The following is a 15,645-nucleotide window of genomic DNA, read 5'->3' as shown; positions in this document are numbered from 1 at the left end:
ATGATAGCCAGCGGCGGTGAAGGCGCTGCACGCAGACGCCGTCTGCTAGGCTGCTGGGCCGCTCCTCGTTGGACCCCGCCATGGATGATCTGTACGCCTCATTCGCCCGCTTCGGGCTGCTGCGGGCCCAGCACGAAGGTGACTGGCAGGGACCGTTCCCGTTACCACCGGTGCTGGCGTGCTTCTACGCGCAGGTGGGACCGCTGGGTCATGAGATCAATGCGAAGGTGGGCAACTCCGGAATCACCATTCCGGGCCTCGATGTCTGGATACCGCCGCTGCGACGACGTATGGAGTCACCAGGCCGGCTATCGCTGGCATGGCATCAGCGGCGAGCCGATCGACAACTGGCCATCGAACTGGCTGGTGATTGCCGATCGCGGCGCCGATCCGTTCATCCTCGACCTGGATGACGGCCGTGTGCTGTTCAGTCACCACGGTGCGGGCCTGCTGGATGCCGGCGAGGTCACTACCGATGTGCCGACCTTGATGGCGGCTCTGGCTGCTGCAGGCACGGTGTACCTCGAGGCAGGCGATGACCTCTACAACGACGAAGACGATGGTGGCATCCGTCCTGAACACCAGGAGGCAGCCGTACAGGCGGTGGCCCGGGTACTGGGCGACCACCTGCAGGCCGAGTCGTTCATCGAGACGTTGCTGGACTGAATCCACGCATGGCGTGGATCTACTTCTCGAAGCGCTTCATCGCTTCGCTGATCAGTACCCGCGCCTCGGCGGCGTTGCCCCAACCGTTGAGCTGCACCGGGTTGCGACCGGCCGGCAGGTCCTTGTAAACCCGGAAGAACGCCTCGATGCGCTGACGCTCGACCTCCGGCAGATCCTTCAGGTCGCGGATGCTGGCGTAGGTCGGGTCGACCTTGTCGGTGGGCACGCCGATGATCTTCTCGTCGTGCTCGCCGCCATCGATCATCTTCAGGTAACCGATCGGCCGGAAGCGCACGATCACGCCCGGATGCAGCGGTTCACGGGTCAGCACCAGCGCGTCCAGCGGATCGTTGTCGCCGGCCAGGGTGCGCGGCATCGAGCCGTAGTTGGCCGGGTAGGCCACCGGCATCGACTGGAAGCGGTCCACATGGACCAGGCCGTCTTCCTTGATCTCGTACTTGGTGAAGCTGCCGGCCGGAATCTCCACCGCCAGATTCACCTCCTGTGGGGCCTGCTTCGGCTGGGCCACCAGGAACGGATGCAGTACGGTATCGGCAGCGGTCACCGCACTGGCCAGCAACAGCAGGGCGGCACCGATGGCGGCGAGCGGAAGGATGCGTCGGGGCGTGGTCATATGCCTCTTCTCACTCCCAGCAGCGGTCGGCACGACCCTTGGCGGTCTGCGCGCGCGGGCAGTCGCGTGGCGTGATGCGACCTTCGGTCAGCTCCGTGCGCTGCTTGCCACCCTTGGCATCACGGCGCAGTTCGAAGGCATCGTAGAGACGGCCGGTCACCGTGCGTGCTTCATAGCGCAGGTGCTGCGGATCGATGTTCAACACCTGGAACAACTGGGTGTCCTCGGCCACCGGATCCATCGTCCTGCGGGCTTCGTCGGAAAGGCGGTACTGCTTCGGCCCGGCCACGGTCACCACGTACTGCGGCGTCGCAGCCTGCCCCTCGCCACGACGGCCATAGGTGTGATCGTGGCCCTGCAGCACCAGGTCGACGTTGTGGCGGCGTACCACCGGCAACAGCACGTCACGCAGCGCAGCGTTCTCGCGGCCTTCGCGGGGTGAGTAGAACGGCTGGTGCAGCAGCACAATGGTCCACGGCTGCCGGTTGCCGGCCAGCACCTTGTCCAGCCACTGCGCCTGTGCCTTGGCGGTGCCGAGGTCGAGTGCCGAGGTGCCATCGACCACCGCCACGCGTACACCCTGCGCATCGAACCAGTAGCTGGTCTGCTGCGCGGCGGTGGCGCCGTTGCCCGGCAGCGCGAAGGTGACTGGCCAATGCTTGCCCAGCACGCGCCGCTCCTGCGGGGTGTCCTCGAATTCCTCGAAATACTCGTGGTTGCCGATCGCCGGGGCCACCAGCGTTTCCTGCGCCAGCCAGCCGGTGGCAGCAAACCACTCGCCCCATTCGCTGTCATCCATGTTGTCGCCGCCGCTGACCAGGTCACCGGCGAACAGGCTCATGCGCGCCTGAGGTGCGGCCTTCTGCGCGGCGCGCACTACACGGCTGACATGGCTGACGTTCTTGTTCTGGGTATCACCGAAGTACAGCAGGGTCAGCGGCTGGTCGGCCGCAGCCAGCGTGCGCAGCTGGTTCCAGGCGCTCCAACTGCCGTTGCCCTGCACACGGTAGACGTACTGGGTATCCGGCTGCAGGCCGCTGATGTCCGCGCGATGATGATGCGACAGCCCGTTCTCGGTCTGCAGCGCGCGGGTCGTTGCGCGCACCTGGCGGATGCCCTCGATGGCCGGCGAATCCCCGGCGAGAGCGATCTCGAGCAGCGGTGCCTGTACGCTGCCGTCAGTACGCCAGGCCACGGCGAAACCGTGGCTGGGATCGACCGCCGGCGAGGCGACGATGCGATCCGGCACCGGCGTCGCTGCGTAGTGGCGGCTGCCTGCTGGCACCTGGGTGTTGGGTTCGGCCGCTGCGAACGACAGCGACGGCAGTGCCAGCAGCAGGCCCAACGCCAGCGTGCGCATCACGCACTGCCGGCTCATGCGCCACACTCCAGCGGCAATGCCAACTGCTTGGCGATGCTCTCCCAGTCGAACGCCACCACGCCCTGGTCGTCATGCACTGCATACAGTGCACCGTGCGGGAAGCGCGCACTGGGTTGCTGCATCATCCAGATGCCGTCGGTGTTGGCCACGGTATTGCCCTGGAACGCGCCCACCGGCTTCAGCGTGTGCCGGTCGAACAGATGGAACACGCTGCGCTGCTTGCCCTGTTCGGTGGTGATCCACCAGCCGTCCTTGCCGCAGGTACGCAGGGTCACACCTTCGGCCTGCGCCTTGAACACGTCGCGACCGAATGTGGTGCCGGTGAAGCGTCCAGCAAGGGTGTAGACCTTGAACTCGCTGGCGTAGCTTTCATCCTCTTCGGCGATCAGCAGGCGATCATTCTCCGGGTCGCCCCAGATCGACTCGACCACGCGCAGCGCACCGGCTTCGCTGGTGTCACCGATGCTGGCCACCAGCTTCGCCTCGACCTTCGCACCGTCGCGGGTCACGTGGTACTGGCGCACGCGCTTGTCCAGCTCGGCCAGCGGCGGCAGGATGTCACGCCCCTGCGCATCCTCGCCGTTGTCCCAGGAGTCGGTAACGTAGACGCTGTAGCCATCGGCACGGCGGTCGACCCACAGCCCATACGGCTTGCGCAGGTCGTCCGCAGCGAACGTCGCCAGCGGCGCGAAGTCCGGCAGGCTCAGCACCTGCACGCGGTGATTGTCGCGCTCCACGATCCACAGCAGATCGTCGGTCACCGCGATGCCGTTTGGGCGGTCGAACTGCCCCGGTGCGGAGCCGCTGCTGCCAACGTCACGCAGGTGCTGGCCGGTGCTGCCATCGTAGACCACCAGCTTGTCGGTGGCCTTGGCGGTGGCGATCAGCCACAGCGCGCCGTCCGGCGCGCGCCAGGCCGCCGGCGAGTCGATGTTGTCGGCCGGGGTCATCGGTGACAGGAAGGCTTCGGCGATGGTGGTCACCGTTCGCGCGCCCCCGGCTTTCGCTGCCGTGGGGGCCGCGGCCGGATCGTTGCCGGTCGCCGGCGTGCAGCCGGCGGCCAGGGTCGCCGCGAGCGCGACCGCCAGGACGGTGATGCCACGCCCCATCACAGTGCCACCTTCAGGCCGAGCGCGTAGGTACGACCGTATTCTTCCATCTGCAGGGTGCGCGAGCGCGTGCCCTGGTACAGCTCAAGCGGCTTGTCCAGCAGGTTCTGTGCTTCGAAATACATGCTCACCCGCGGGGTGAACTTGTAGTCCAGCGAGAAATCGAGCTGGGTGTTCGGTGCAACGTAGATGTCGAACGCCCGGCCCTTGCCGATGCTGTCCAGGTACTCGCTGCGGTACACCGCCGCCAGCCGCGTACTGACACCATATTTTTCATAGCCGATGTGGGCGCTGTAGACATGCTTGGAGGCGCGCGGCAGTGTGAAATCCTCGCCTGCACGGTCCTTGATGCCGGCATCGAACTTGGTATCCAGCCAGGTGCCACTGGCACCGACCAGCAGGCCATCCAGGCCGTCCGGCAGGAAGGCCAGCTGCTGCTGCCAGTTGAATTCCGCGCCACGCACGGTGGCCTTGCGGCCATTGATCGGCTGGGTCACGTCAAAGCCGCCATAAGCGGGATCATTGGTCCGCACCGTTTGCACGATGTAGCCATCGATCGACTTGTGGAACAGGCCAAGTGAAACGATACCGGTGCTGCCGATGTACTTCTCCACCGACAGGTCGATGTTCTTCGACTCGTACGGATCCAGTTCCGGATTACCCAGGCGCACTTCCTCGTCGCCGCGGCTGTAGCCCACGCGCGGCGAGATGTCACCGAAGGACGGGCGCGATACGGTCTTGTTGGCCGAGGCGCGCAGCACCCAGTCATCGGCCGCGTCGTAGCGCAGGTGCAGGCCCGGCAGCACGTTGGTGTAGCTGCTGTTGGCCACCCTCGGGGTGACGGTGAAGCTGCGGCCGTTGGCGGCCACGTCCACCTGATTGCCGACCGCCTTGAACTGGGTGTTTTCCACGCGCACACCGCCGATGATGCGCAGCGCGCCCACGTCCCAGGTGCCCATCGCATAGCTGGCGAAGATGTCTTCGCTGGCCACGTAGTCCTCTTCCAGCGATGTCATCGCGTTGCCACCGGCATCCTGGGGACGGGCGCTGTACTGGCCGCCATTGGCCGCCCAGAAGGCACGCATCGCGGCCGAATCCATGCCGTCACCGAGGTTGCCGTGGCGGTGCTCCGGCGAGGAGGTGCTCCAGCTCGACAGCGCCACCTTCGGGCCGACACGCAGTTCGCGCTCGTCCACATTCACGTCGCGGTCGCGCCAGCGACCCAGCAGGCCGAATTTGATGCTGCTGCTGTCGCCGTCGAAGCGCACGTTGACCTGCGCGCTGTGTTCCTTGTCGTTGACCTGCTTGGGCGAGAGCACGAAGCGGTCGAACGCGTAGTTGCCGTTGTCCAGCCACTGCGGGTTGTCGAAGCTGTAGCTGGGCAGGCGGCTGCGCTGGTCGAGGGTGCCATTGAAGGCCTTGCCATCAAGCTTGAAACGAGCCTCCATCTCGTCGTTCACGCGCTCTTCGGTACGGGTGTAGCCGATCCGGTAATCGACCACGGCGTTGGTCAGCTTGTTCTCGCCACCGAGACTGGCCGCGAAGGTGTTTTCCTTCTTGGTGCGGTAGCGCATGCGCTTGTCGATGGAATCTTTCGGCATTCCATCCAGGCGGTACTGGTCGGTGCCGGTCTTGACCATCTTCGCGTCGTCGAAGTTGAAGATCACGCGCTGGCGGGTCTCCGCATCGTCGAACTGGCTGTACAGCGTGCGCAGGTAGTACTTGCTGTCTTCATTCGGGCGCCAGTCGAGGTTGAGGTTGGCACCGATGCGCTTGCGCTCGATCTCGTACTTGCGGTGCTGCAGGTTGATCGCGGTGACATCGCCGGGGACGGCATCGTCCTTGCCGTCATACTCCACTTCGGTGTTGTCCGACTCGAACCTGCGCTTCTGGTAGTTCACGCCCAGCGCCACACCGAAGGTGTCGTTGAACACCTCGCTGTAGTTGAAGGCGGCCTTGGGACTGGTCTCGCCGGACAACTGCTGGTGGCTGCCTTCGATCTTGCCACGCAGGCTGCGACCGTCGCGGTCGAAGGCCGAGGCCGATTCCACCAGCACGGCGCCGCCGATGGCATCACCGGGCATGTCCGGGGTCGGCGACTTGACCACGCGCAGGCGCTCGGTGGAGTCGGACGGGATCACGTCCAGCGGTGCGGCGCGGCTGGAATCCTCCGGCGTACCGATGGCGATGCCATCCACGCTGACGCTGTTGAGGTTGGCGTCCAGACCGCGGATGACCACGAAGCGCCCCTCGCCCTGGTCGCGGGTCACGCTGATGCCCGGCAGGCGCTGCAGCGACTCGGCCACGTTCTTGTCCGGGTACTGGCCCAGTGCATCGGAGGACACGGCGTCTTCGATCGCATCACTGCTGCGCTTGAGGTCAACCGCGCGGATCTGTGATTCGAGCTGGGCGCGCACTTCGATGCGGTCCAGGTCGACCGCATCAGCGGCCACGGCGCCGGTGGCGGCAACCGCCTGCTGCCCGGCCGCCTGCAGCGGGGCTGCGGCCCCCATCGCCAGGGTCAGCGTGATGGCAACGGCCAACGGAGTCTTGATATGCACTGGGAATCCCCATTCCTGTTAAGAATGGGTCTGCACGGTATGTCCGCAAGGTTGCATGGCCGTGACATGCGCCTGCACATTTCGAGTAACGCCGCTCCGGGCCAGGTTTGGGTTCGGCCCGCCGATCCGGCAAAATGGCGCCCTCTCTCCTTTTCCCCTTCCCGACCATGAAGATCGTCGAAGTGCGCCACCCGCTGGTGCAGCACAAGATCGGCCTGATGCGCAACGCTGCGCTCAGCACCAAGGATTTCCGCGAACTGGCCAACGAGCTGGGTACGCTGCTGGCCTACGAGGCCACCGCCGACCTGGACACCGAGCCGCACACCCTGCCCGGCTGGGCCGGCCCGGTCACCGTGCAGCGCATTGCGGGCGCCAAGATCACCGTGGTGCCGATCCTGCGCGCCGGCCTGGGCATGCTCAGCGGCGTGCTGTCGCTGATCCCGGCAGCACGCGTCAGCGTGGTCGGCCTGCAGCGCGATGAGGAAACCCTGCAGCCGGTGCCCTACTTCGAGCGCCTGACCGGGCGCCTGGAAGAGCGCGACGCGCTGATCCTGGACCCGATGCTGGCCACCGGCGGTACCCTGATCGCCACCATCGACATGCTCAAGCGTGCCGGCGCCCGCCGCATCAAGGGCATCTTCCTGGTGGCCGCGCCGGAAGGCATCGAGGCGGTCAAGGCCGTGCACCCGGACGTGGAGATCTACACCGCGGCCATCGATGCCCAGCTCAACGACAAGGGCTACATCCTGCCGGGCCTGGGCGATGCCGGTGACCGCATCTTCGGTACCCGCGTCGGCTGATCGGACGATCCGGGGTCAGAGCCCTTTCGCCACGAAAGGGATCTGCCCCCGACAGCGCAGGCCGCCGCGGCCGCGCTGCGATTCTTCACGTGCTCTTGGCGCCGGGAAGCGAATGCTCCGCGCACCCGCCACCCTTGGAGCTCCCGATGAAAGCCTCTTTCCTGCTGGCCGCCGTCCTGCTGGTCGGCCTGCCCCTGGCTGCCAATGCCACCACTCCGCAGCAGCAGCGCATGGCCGACTGCTCGGCCAAGAACAAGGGGCTGAAGGGCGATGCCTACAAGACTGCACAGAGTTCCTGCCTCAGCGGCCACGCCGCCGACGCCAAGCCGGTCAATACGCAGCAGGAACGCATGCGCAAGTGCAACGCTGACGCGGGCGCCAAAAAGCTGGCCGGTGATGCGCGCAAGACCTTCATGAGCAGCTGCCTGAAGGCCTCGTAGCAATCACGTCCGGGTAGAACGCCATCCACGCATGGCGTGGATCTACCCGCACACGAAGGCCGGGCATTGCCCGGCCTTTTCATCAACCGAGGGCGCGTGCCTTCAGCTCACCCTGCTCGTGCAGGGTCACGAAACGCCCCTTGTCATCCCTGCCAAGCTGCGCCAATGCCACCTGCGGGTCGTGGGTGAAGAACAGCCGCACGTTGCGCGCCAGCTTGTCTTCCAGGAACTGCCGCTTCTCGTCGATCAGCAGCTCGGCATTGCGGTCATAGCCCATGGTGATCGGCACGTGTACCCATGAGCGGCCCGGGATCAGGTCGGCACAGAACACCACGCCACCATGCGCACTTTCGCCTGCATGCGCGTGACCGACGATCTCGGCCAGCATCAGCCCCGGTGTATGCCCGTCGCTGTAGCTGAAGCGTACGCTGCGGCCGAGCGCCTTCGAGTACTCCCCGTCCACCACTTCCAGCCGGCCACTGGCCTGCAGCAGGCCCGGCAGTTCCGGAATGAAGCTGGCGCGATCGCGCGGGTGTGGCTGCACGGCGCGCTGCCAATGCTGTGCGCCGACCACATAGGTTGCGTTGGGGAACAGCAGCTCGGGCTCACGTCCTTCGCTCCATGCCGCCAGCAGGCCACCGGCATGATCGAAATGCAGGTGGCTGAGCACCACCACGTCGATATCCTCGTGCTCGAAGCCGGCTTCGCGCAGCGAATCGATCAGCACGTGCTGGCTTTCCTGCACACCGTAGCGTTCGCGCATGCGCGGATCGAAGAACGCCCCGATACCGGTTTCAAACAGCACCGTCTTGCCTTCCAGCGGGCTGGCAAGCAGCGCACGGCAGGCCAGCTCGATGCGATTGAGCTCGTCCGGTGCCGCCCATTTTTCCCACAACGCGCGCGGCGCGTTGCCGAACATCGCGCCGCCATCGAGGCGCTGCGAGTTTCCACGAATAGACCAGAGTTTCATGTGTCGATTATCGACGCCGGCTCGTTAAATAATCGCTAGAAGGGAAACAGAAAACCCCGCCGGCAAAGGCGGGGTTTCGATAATCAGCCGGATTGCCGGCCAGCAGCCGGCACCACCGGATCAGTGTGCCGGCACCACCTGGGCACTGCCGACCGGGTTGCGCGGGTCGCTGCCGCCGAACAGCTTGTTGGCCCTGCGGTCCCATTCCACGGTCTGCAGGTTGCCCCACACGTGGCTGGAACCGCGGCCACCCGCGGCGACATTGCCCGGCAGGTCGATCTTGTGCCCCATCGCCTGCAGCTGCTTCACCGTCGCCGCGTCGAACGCATCGTCCTCGGCTTCGATCAGGTCCGGCAGCCACTGGTGGTGGTAGCGCGGCAGTGCGGCAACCTGCTGCGCATCCAGGCCGTCGTCGTAGCCGAGGATGCCCAGCAGCACCATGGTGATGATGCGGCTGCCACCCGGGGTGCCCAGCACCACCACCTTGTCGGCGTTCTCCATGAAGGTCGGCGTCATCGAGCTGAGCATGCGCTTGCCCGGCTTCGGCGCATTGGCTTCATAGCCCATCACGCCGAACGCATTGGGCGTGCCCGGCTTCAGCGCGAAGTCGTCCATCTCGTTGTTCAGCAGCACGCCGGTGCCCTTGGGAATCAGCCCCGAGCCGTACAGCAGGTTGACGGTCTGGGTGGCGCCGACGCGGTTGCCGTCGCGGTCGATGATCGAGAAGTGCGTGGTCTCGTCGTCTTCCAGCGGCGTCGGATTGCCCGACAGCAGGTCGCTGGGCGTGGCCTTCTCCGGATGGATGGTCGCCCGCAGGCCCTGTGCGTAGTCCTTGCTGGTCAGCACCTTCTGCGGGATCTGCACGAAGTCCGGATCGCCGAGGAAGAAGGTGCGGTCACGGTAGGCGCGGCGCATCGATTCCACCACCAGGTGGGTGCGGTGCGCCGGGTCCATCTTCCTGATGTCCCAGCCTTCCAGGATCTGCAGCATGCTGGCCAGCGCGATGCCACCGGACGACGGCGGCGGTGCGGTGGTGATCTTCCAGCCGTTGTAGTTGAACACGATCGGCTCGCGCTGCTTCACGCGGTAACCGGCCAGCTCTTCGGCGGTCCACTTGCCGCCGGCCTGCTTCACGCCGGCCAGCAACAGCGTTCCGGTCTGGCCCTTGTAGAAGCCATCGAAGCCACCTGCGGCCAGGCGCTCCAGCGTCTGTGCCAGCTCCGGCTGCTTGAACAGGTCACCGCTGGCGATCGGCTTGCCGTTGCGCAGGTAGACCTCGCGCGTTCCGGGATAGCGCTCCATCACCTCACGGCGCGAGGCATAGCCCTTGGCCATGCGGTCATACACCGGGAAGCCTTCGCGCGCGATGCGGATGGCCGGCTGCAGCGAGGCCGCCAATGGCAGCTTGCCGTGCTTGGCCGACAGCTCGACCAGCGCTGCAGGCAGGCCCGGGATACCGGCCGACCAGGCGCCATTGACCGAGCGGTCACGGTCGAGGTTGCCCTGCTTGTCGAGGAACGCCTGCGGGGTTGCTGCAGCCGGCGCGGTCTCGCGCGCGTCCAGCATCACGTCCTTGCCGGTGGCCGCATCGTGCAGCAGAAAGAAGCCACCACCGCCCAGGCCGGAACTGATCGGCTCGACCACCGCCAGCGTGGACGATACCGCCACCGCGGCATCGAAGGCGTTGCCGCCCTGCGCCAGGATGTCGATGCCCGCCTGGGTGGCCAGCGCATGGCCGCTGGCAATGGCCGCGCCATCGGGGCGCTCGGCACGGGCCGGGCTGTCGGCCCAGGCAATCGGGCTCAGCAGCAGGCCGAGCAGCAACAGGGGGCGGACGATCAGCGTCTTCATTCGGATGGGGGCTCCGCGTAGAGTTCGGGGTGATCGTGCTGCAGCTGGCGCAGCTTGGCCAGCAGCTGGTCTTCCGTTTCCACGATCTCCGGGTCCGGGTCGATGCACTCGACCGGGCAGACGACCACGCACTGTGGCTCGTCGAAATGACCCACGCATTCGGTGCAGCGCGCAGGGTCGATCACGTAGATGGTTTCACCCATCGCAATGGCCCGGTTCGGGCAGGCCGGCTCGCATACGTCGCAGTTGACGCAGAGCTCGTTGATTTTCAGCGACACGGCGATACTCCTCGCCCGCGCCCTGGGACAAAGGACCGGCCAGCGCGGGCGCGCGGGCCGGTCAGGTCATCAGCGGCGCCCTTGCAGGACGCCGCCCGGGCCATGCCGGAGCATGGCCGCCATGGCTCGGTATTACTTGGCTTCGACGAAAATGTACTCGGCACCGGTCGGCTGGATCGCAGCCTGTACGCGGGCGTTGTCGGCCGACTGGCCGATGAAGACGACGCGCACGCCCTTCATCGAATCCGGCGACACGTCCTTGAACACGGCCTGGATCATGTCAGCCATCTTGCCCGAGGCCGACGAACCGAAGGCCAGCATGTTGCCCGGCTGCACGCCACGGGCCACGGCCTGGGTCGCGCTCTCGGTCTGGCGCTCGTACTTGGCCTGGAAGTCCGGGTCCGATTCCGGCGAGAGGTAGTACAGGAACGGGCTGTTGGTGATGTTGCCCATGTTCTGGATCGCCACTTCCTGCAGGTACTTCTTCCAGCCTGCATCGTCGTCCTTGGACGGAGCGACCAGGGCCTGCTTGGCCTCGTCGACCGGAGCGGCCTCTTCCTTCTTGCAGGCGGTGAAGGCCAGGGCCAACGAAGCGATCAGCATCGCGCGCATGGTGGTGTTCATGGGTTTCCTCCCGGAATGGTGCGTGGTGTTGTACGTAATGGGGTGCGGGTACAGCGGGGCTTACGACTGTGCCGCCTTCGCTTCGCGGACCTTGCGCAGGGCTTCGAGCACCGCGGCCGGCACGAAGCCGGACACGTCGCCGCCCAGGCGCGCGATCTCGCGGACCAGCGAGGACGAAATGAAGCTGTGCTGCTCGGCCGGGGTCAGGAACAGGGTCTCGACCTCGGGGATCAGGTGCCGGTTCATGCTGGCCATCTGGAACTCGTACTCGAAGTCGGACACCGCGCGCAGGCCGCGCAGCAGCACCCCGCCCTGGACCGAACGTACGAAATGCGCCAGCAGGGTATCGAAGCCGATGACCTCGACGTTGCTGTGATGGGCCAGCGCGCCACGCGCCAGCTGCACGCGCTGCTCCAGCGGCAGCGCCGGGCCCTTGGACGGGCTCTGCGCCACGCCGACCACGACCTTTTCGAACAGCGGCGCGGCACGGCTCACCAGGTCGATGTGACCGTTGGTGATCGGATCGAACGTGCCGGGGTAGACGGCAATGCGGCGGTTGGCCACGGTCATGGGCGGATGCAGATGTTCAGATGAGGTCAAAGTGTAGCAGTGGCGCGGCGGTACAGGGCAAAGCGCACCTCGCGGGTGCCACCCTCGCGGTGCAGCAGCCAGTCCGGTGGCAGCACCGGCACGTGGCCGGCCGGCGATTCCAGGTACAGCCAGGCATCGGCGGCCAGGTGCCGCGGCAGCTGGGCCAGCACGTCCTGCCACAGGCCATCGGCGAACGGTGGGTCGATGAAGACCAGATCGGCCTGTTGCGCGGGCGCGCCCTGCAGCCAGCGCAGGGCATCGGCCTGCACGACGCTGATCCGGTCGCTGGCCTGCAGCTTGGTCACCGCTGCGGTCAGATTGCGCCCCAGCTGCGCATCGCGCTCGACCAGGGTGGCGTGGGCGGCACCACGCGAGACCGCCTCCAGCCCCAGCGCGCCACTGCCCGCGAACAGGTCCAGCACGCGGGCCCCACCCAGCTTGGGCATCAGCCAGTTGAACAGGGTTTCGCGCACGCGGTCGCTGCTGGGGCGAAGCCCCGGTAGGGTCGGCACCGGCAGGCGGGTATTGCGCCAGCGTCCGCCGATGATACGGACCTGGCCGTCATTGCCGCCACGGCCGCTCATCGGCGCCCCCGGCGGGAGGTATTCGAGAATTTCAGCATGAGCGGGATTGTAGTCGTCCGGGCTTTGCCCGGCACCCGCAGAAGCCACAGCAACGGCCGAAGCAACAGCAACAGCGGGCATTCCCTGGGATGGCGGGGTGGGTCCGGTCGAGGGGGACGCTGCAAGTACGTCCATGTAAGCTCGGTCGCCGCATCCATGCGGCTCACGCCCCCTCAACCGGACCCACCCCGCCTTCGACAGTTTGCTGCGATCTGTCGGAACTCTTCTTGGAGTCAGATCCGTTTTCCTGCGGAAAACGGATCTGACTCCATTTGATGTATCGATATCTGACAGATGTGTCGACCAAGGTCGACACCTACCAACAGCCGCGTGAACCTGTCAGAGGCGGGGCACTGTGGGTTCGCGGGGTGTGAGCCGCATGGATGCGGCGACCAAGGCTACATGGACGTACTTGCGCCGCCCCCGCGAACCCACAGTGCCCCGCCATCCCACGGGATGCCGCTCTGGCCCTGGCTTTGGCAGTTGCAGTTGCACTGAGCGGGTGCCGGGCGCAGCCCGGCCGACCAACCCCTTGATTTCGGGACAATCAGCCATACCCCTTGGCGAGGCCGCACGCGCTGGCGCGGCATTGCACACGGAGCCTTATCGATGACCGAGACCACCCAGACCGAAACCCTTGGCTTCCAGACCGAAGTCAAGCAGCTGCTGCAACTGATGATCCACTCGCTGTACTCCAACAAGGAGATCTTCCTCCGCGAGCTGGTCTCCAACGCCGCCGACGCCGCCGACAAGCTGCGCTTCGAGGCCCTGACCCAGCCGGCCCTGCTGGAAGGCGACAGCGAACTGCGCGTGCGCGTCAGCTTCGACCCCACCGCCCACACCATCACCATCGAAGACAACGGTATCGGCATGAGCCGCGCCGAAGCCATCGCCCACCTCGGCACGATTGCAAAGTCCGGCACCGGCGATTTCCTGCGCCAGCTGTCCGGCGACCAGAAGAAGGATTCGCAGCTGATCGGCCAGTTCGGCGTCGGCTTCTACAGTGCCTTCATCGTCGCCGACGAAGTGGAAGTGACCTCGCGCCGCGCTGGCCTGGCTGCAGGGGAAGGCGTGCGCTGGACCTCGCGCGGCGAAGGCGATTTCGAAGTCGCCACGGTCGACAAGGCCGAGCGCGGCACCCGCATCGTGCTGCACCTGAAGGAAGGCGAGCACGACTTCGCCGATGGCTGGCGCCTGCGCAGCATTCTCAAGAAGTATTCGGACCACATCGGCCTGCCGATCCAGATGCCCAAGGAGGGCGAAGACGGCGCTGCCGGCGAGTGGGAGACCGTCAACCGCGCCAGCGCGCTGTGGACCCGCCCGCGCACTGAGATCAGCGACGCCGAGTACACCGAGTTCTACAAGCACGTGGCACACGACCACAGCGATCCGCTGGCATGGAGCCACAACAAGGTCGAGGGCAAGCTGGAGTACACCTCGCTGCTGTATGTGCCCGGCCGCGCACCGTTCGACCTGTATCACCGCGATGCACCCAAGGGCCTGAAGCTGTACGTGCAGCGCGTGTTCGTGATGGACCAGGCCGAGCAGTTCCTGCCGCTGTACCTGCGCTTCATCAAGGGTGTGGTCGACTCCAACGACCTGTCGCTGAACGTCTCGCGCGAGATCCTGCAGTCCGGTCCGGTCATCGATTCGATGAAGGCCGCGCTGACCAAGCGCTCGCTGGACATGCTGGAAAAGCTGGCCGCCGACAAGCCGGAGCAGTACGCCACGTTCTGGAAGGAATTCGGCCAGGTGCTGAAGGAAGGCCCGGCCGAGGACTACAACAACCGCGAGAAGGTGGCCGGCCTGCTCCGCTTCGCTTCCACCCGTGGCGACGGCGATGCGCAGAGCGTGTCGCTGGCCGATTACCTCGACCGCATGACCGAAGGCCAGGACAAGATCTATTACCTGACCGGCGAGAGCTACAGCCAGGTACGCAACAGCCCGCACCTGGAAGTGTTCCGCAAGAAGGGCGTGGAAGTGCTGCTGCTGACCGACCGCATCGACGAGTGGCTGATGGGCTACCTGACCGATTTCGACGGCAAGGGCTTCGTCGACATCGCCCGTGGTGACCTCAACCTGGGCGCGCTGGAAAGCGAAGCCGACAAGCAGGAACAGGAAGCGGCGGCCAAGGACAAGCAGGGCCTGGTCGAGCGCCTGAAGATGGTGCTGGGTGATGACGTGGCCGAAGTGCGCGTCTCGCACCGCCTGACCGATTCGCCGGCGGTACTGGCCATCGGCGAACAGGACCTGGGCCTGCAGATGCGCCAGATCCTGGAGGCCAGCGGCCAGAAGGTACCGGACAGCAGGCCGGTGCTGGAGATCAACCCGGGCCACCCGCTGATCGCCAAGCTCGACGCCGAAGCCGATGGCGCGCGTTTCGACGACCTCGGCCGGGTGCTGTTCGACCAGGCTGCGTTGGCCGCCGGTGACAGCCTGAAGGATCCGGGTGCCTATGTGGCGCGCCTGAACAAGCTGCTGCTGGAGCTGTCGGCCTGATCGACAGGGTGGTCGCCGGGCATAGCCCGGCGAAGCTCTGGTAGGTGCCAACCTTGGTTGGCATTCCTGCTCTGGTAGGTGCCAACCTTGGTTGGCGCCCCAAAAGCGTGCCAACCAAGGTTGGCACCTACCAGGGCGGGTCGAGCGTGCCAACCAAGGTTGGCACCTACCAGGCTGGGTCGAAGCGTGCCGACCAAGGTTGGCACCCACCAGGGGCGGCGGTTGGCACCTGCCAAAACGGTGTTGCTCAGGCGTCCCGATCCAGCAGCGAACCCAGCATCTGGTCCTGGCGGCGGATCACCGCAGCATTGGCAGCAAAGGCCACTACCTCGGCTTTCGCGGCCAGAAGATCACCCAGCGGCGCGCCGGCATCGGCGCCGGTGGGCGTCACCAAAGCCTGCACCCCACCCTGCTCGGTGGTATTGCGCTGCGACTGCAGGCGCTGGGCATCCGGGGTCGCCAGGTTGGCCACGTTGTGCGCGGCCACCTGCACGCCCTGCTGGGCCGCACGCATCCCGCTGAGGGCGATTCCCATCACGTTGCCCATGGCGGTCTCCGGGCCGCACGACGCAGCCCTCCGGACCGGTTAACGGCCGGTGGGCCGCAACCTTGAGTCCA

General features: G+C 66.1%; 15 protein-coding genes. 4 read left to right on the top strand and 11 right to left on the bottom strand.

Going from position 1 to position 15,645, the window contains the following annotated elements:
• The first annotated feature begins 261 nt into the window (after positions 1-261).
• Positions 262-666 carry a hypothetical protein gene (locus ACZK33_RS09485; protein ID WP_478454410.1) on the top strand — a complete coding sequence of 135 codons (405 nt, stop codon included), beginning with the start codon at positions 262-264 and terminating at the stop codon, positions 664-666.
• Between the two features lie 19 nt (positions 667-685).
• On the opposite strand, the gene ACZK33_RS09480 is transcribed toward ACZK33_RS09485, so the two are convergent.
• From ACZK33_RS09480 to ACZK33_RS09465, 4 genes are read right to left on the bottom strand one after another with little or no spacing between them, the layout of a single operon-like run.
• Positions 686-1,300 (bottom strand): inorganic diphosphatase, encoded by a 615-nt coding sequence (locus ACZK33_RS09480; protein ID WP_134951207.1) that lies wholly within the window; start codon positions 1,298-1,300, stop codon positions 686-688.
• A 10-nt stretch (positions 1,301-1,310) separates the two neighbouring features.
• Positions 1,311-2,660, bottom strand: coding sequence for a purple acid phosphatase family protein (locus ACZK33_RS09475; protein WP_239669990.1), 1,350 nt, complete (start codon positions 2,658-2,660; stop codon positions 1,311-1,313).
• Positions 2,661-2,674: 14 nt separating this feature from the next.
• Positions 2,675-3,790, bottom strand: a complete 1,116-nt coding sequence (locus ACZK33_RS09470; RefSeq protein WP_032130273.1) for an NHL repeat-containing protein — start codon at positions 3,788-3,790, stop codon at positions 2,675-2,677.
• Positions 3,790-6,303: a TonB-dependent receptor gene (locus ACZK33_RS09465; RefSeq protein ID WP_423175748.1), complete on the bottom strand. Its 2,514-nt coding sequence runs from the start codon at positions 6,301-6,303 to the stop codon at positions 3,790-3,792. The genes ACZK33_RS09470 and ACZK33_RS09465 overlap by 1 nt, the downstream gene beginning before the upstream one ends.
• Positions 6,304-6,518: 215 nt before the next feature.
• On the opposite strand from ACZK33_RS09465, the gene upp reads away from it, so the two are divergent.
• Together upp and ACZK33_RS09455 are read left to right on the top strand one after the other, a co-directional pair.
• Positions 6,519-7,151, top strand: coding sequence for a uracil phosphoribosyltransferase (upp, locus tag ACZK33_RS09460; RefSeq protein ID WP_005409099.1), 633 nt, complete (start codon positions 6,519-6,521; stop codon positions 7,149-7,151).
• 146 nt (positions 7,152-7,297) lie between these two features.
• Positions 7,298-7,591: a PsiF family protein gene (locus ACZK33_RS09455; protein ID WP_107432886.1), complete on the top strand. Its 294-nt coding sequence runs from the start codon at positions 7,298-7,300 to the stop codon at positions 7,589-7,591.
• An 82-nt stretch (positions 7,592-7,673) separates the two neighbouring features.
• Here ACZK33_RS09455 and ACZK33_RS09450 read toward each other — a convergent pair whose 3' ends face one another.
• From ACZK33_RS09450 to rsmD, 6 genes are all read right to left on the bottom strand, one after another.
• Positions 7,674-8,561, bottom strand: coding sequence for an MBL fold metallo-hydrolase (locus tag ACZK33_RS09450; protein WP_019338337.1), 888 nt, complete (start codon positions 8,559-8,561; stop codon positions 7,674-7,676).
• 120 nt (positions 8,562-8,681) lie between these two features.
• Positions 8,682-10,412 carry a gamma-glutamyltransferase gene (gene ggt / locus ACZK33_RS09445; RefSeq protein ID WP_423175743.1) on the bottom strand — a complete coding sequence of 577 codons (1,731 nt, stop codon included), beginning with the start codon at positions 10,410-10,412 and terminating at the stop codon, positions 8,682-8,684.
• The gene (locus ACZK33_RS09440) at positions 10,409-10,690 is read right to left on the bottom strand and encodes a YfhL family 4Fe-4S dicluster ferredoxin (protein ID WP_423175742.1); all 282 of its coding nucleotides are present in this window, start codon (positions 10,688-10,690) and stop codon (positions 10,409-10,411) included. Before ACZK33_RS09440 ends, ggt begins: the two co-directional genes overlap by 4 nt.
• Before the next feature lie 132 nt (positions 10,691-10,822).
• Positions 10,823-11,314 carry a hypothetical protein gene (locus ACZK33_RS09435; protein ID WP_004153167.1) on the bottom strand — a complete coding sequence of 164 codons (492 nt, stop codon included), beginning with the start codon at positions 11,312-11,314 and terminating at the stop codon, positions 10,823-10,825.
• Positions 11,315-11,374: 60 nt separating this feature from the next.
• Positions 11,375-11,884 carry a pantetheine-phosphate adenylyltransferase gene (coaD, locus tag ACZK33_RS09430; RefSeq protein WP_049463242.1) on the bottom strand — a complete coding sequence of 170 codons (510 nt, stop codon included), beginning with the start codon at positions 11,882-11,884 and terminating at the stop codon, positions 11,375-11,377.
• 26 nt (positions 11,885-11,910) lie between these two features.
• Positions 11,911-12,489 carry a 16S rRNA (guanine(966)-N(2))-methyltransferase RsmD gene (rsmD, locus tag ACZK33_RS09425; protein WP_182267606.1) on the bottom strand — a complete coding sequence of 193 codons (579 nt, stop codon included), beginning with the start codon at positions 12,487-12,489 and terminating at the stop codon, positions 11,911-11,913.
• Positions 12,490-13,137: 648 nt separating this feature from the next.
• On the opposite strand from rsmD, the gene htpG reads away from it, so the two are divergent.
• Complete coding sequence (gene htpG, locus ACZK33_RS09420) at positions 13,138-15,027, top strand: molecular chaperone HtpG (protein ID WP_423175364.1); 1,890 nt, start codon at positions 13,138-13,140, stop codon at positions 15,025-15,027.
• Positions 15,028-15,274: 247 nt separating this feature from the next.
• On the opposite strand, the gene ACZK33_RS09415 is transcribed toward htpG, so the two are convergent.
• Positions 15,275-15,574 (bottom strand): hypothetical protein, encoded by a 300-nt coding sequence (locus ACZK33_RS09415; RefSeq protein ID WP_423175363.1) that lies wholly within the window; start codon positions 15,572-15,574, stop codon positions 15,275-15,277.
• Positions 15,575-15,645: the final 71 nt, after the last annotated feature.

The sequence above is a fragment of the Stenotrophomonas sp. 86156_Sma genome (genome assembly GCF_056481625.1).
Note: the sequence above shows the minus strand (reverse complement) of the source record. Positions and strands in the feature narration are given on the sequence as shown.

Bases quoted from the DNA above. Each gene is read 5' to 3' on its own strand.
- coaD (WP_049463242.1), bottom strand. From the start codon at position 11,884: ATGACCGTGGCCAACCGCCGCATTGCCGTCTACCCCGGCACGTTCGAT.
- ACZK33_RS09465 (WP_423175748.1), bottom strand. From the start codon at position 6,303: ATGGGGGCCGCAGCCCCGCTGCAGGCGGCCGGGCAGCAGGCGGTTGCC.
- upp (WP_005409099.1), top strand. From the start codon at position 6,519: ATGAAGATCGTCGAAGTGCGCCACCCGCTGGTGCAGCACAAGATCGGC.
- ACZK33_RS09450 (WP_019338337.1), bottom strand. From the start codon at position 8,561: ATGAAACTCTGGTCTATTCGTGGAAACTCGCAGCGCCTCGATGGCGGC.
- ACZK33_RS09415 (WP_423175363.1), bottom strand. From the start codon at position 15,574: ATGGGCAACGTGATGGGAATCGCCCTCAGCGGGATGCGTGCGGCCCAG.
- ACZK33_RS09485 (WP_478454410.1), top strand. From the start codon at position 262: ATGTCTGGATACCGCCGCTGCGACGACGTATGGAGTCACCAGGCCGGC.
- ACZK33_RS09480 (WP_134951207.1), bottom strand. From the start codon at position 1,300: ATGACCACGCCCCGACGCATCCTTCCGCTCGCCGCCATCGGTGCCGCC.
- ACZK33_RS09435 (WP_004153167.1), bottom strand. From the start codon at position 11,314: ATGAACACCACCATGCGCGCGATGCTGATCGCTTCGTTGGCCCTGGCC.
- rsmD (WP_182267606.1), bottom strand. From the start codon at position 12,489: ATGAGCGGCCGTGGCGGCAATGACGGCCAGGTCCGTATCATCGGCGGA.
- ACZK33_RS09455 (WP_107432886.1), top strand. From the start codon at position 7,298: ATGAAAGCCTCTTTCCTGCTGGCCGCCGTCCTGCTGGTCGGCCTGCCC.
- ACZK33_RS09470 (WP_032130273.1), bottom strand. From the start codon at position 3,790: ATGGGGCGTGGCATCACCGTCCTGGCGGTCGCGCTCGCGGCGACCCTG.
- htpG (WP_423175364.1), top strand. From the start codon at position 13,138: ATGACCGAGACCACCCAGACCGAAACCCTTGGCTTCCAGACCGAAGTC.
- ggt (WP_423175743.1), bottom strand. From the start codon at position 10,412: ATGAAGACGCTGATCGTCCGCCCCCTGTTGCTGCTCGGCCTGCTGCTG.
- ACZK33_RS09475 (WP_239669990.1), bottom strand. From the start codon at position 2,660: ATGCGCACGCTGGCGTTGGGCCTGCTGCTGGCACTGCCGTCGCTGTCG.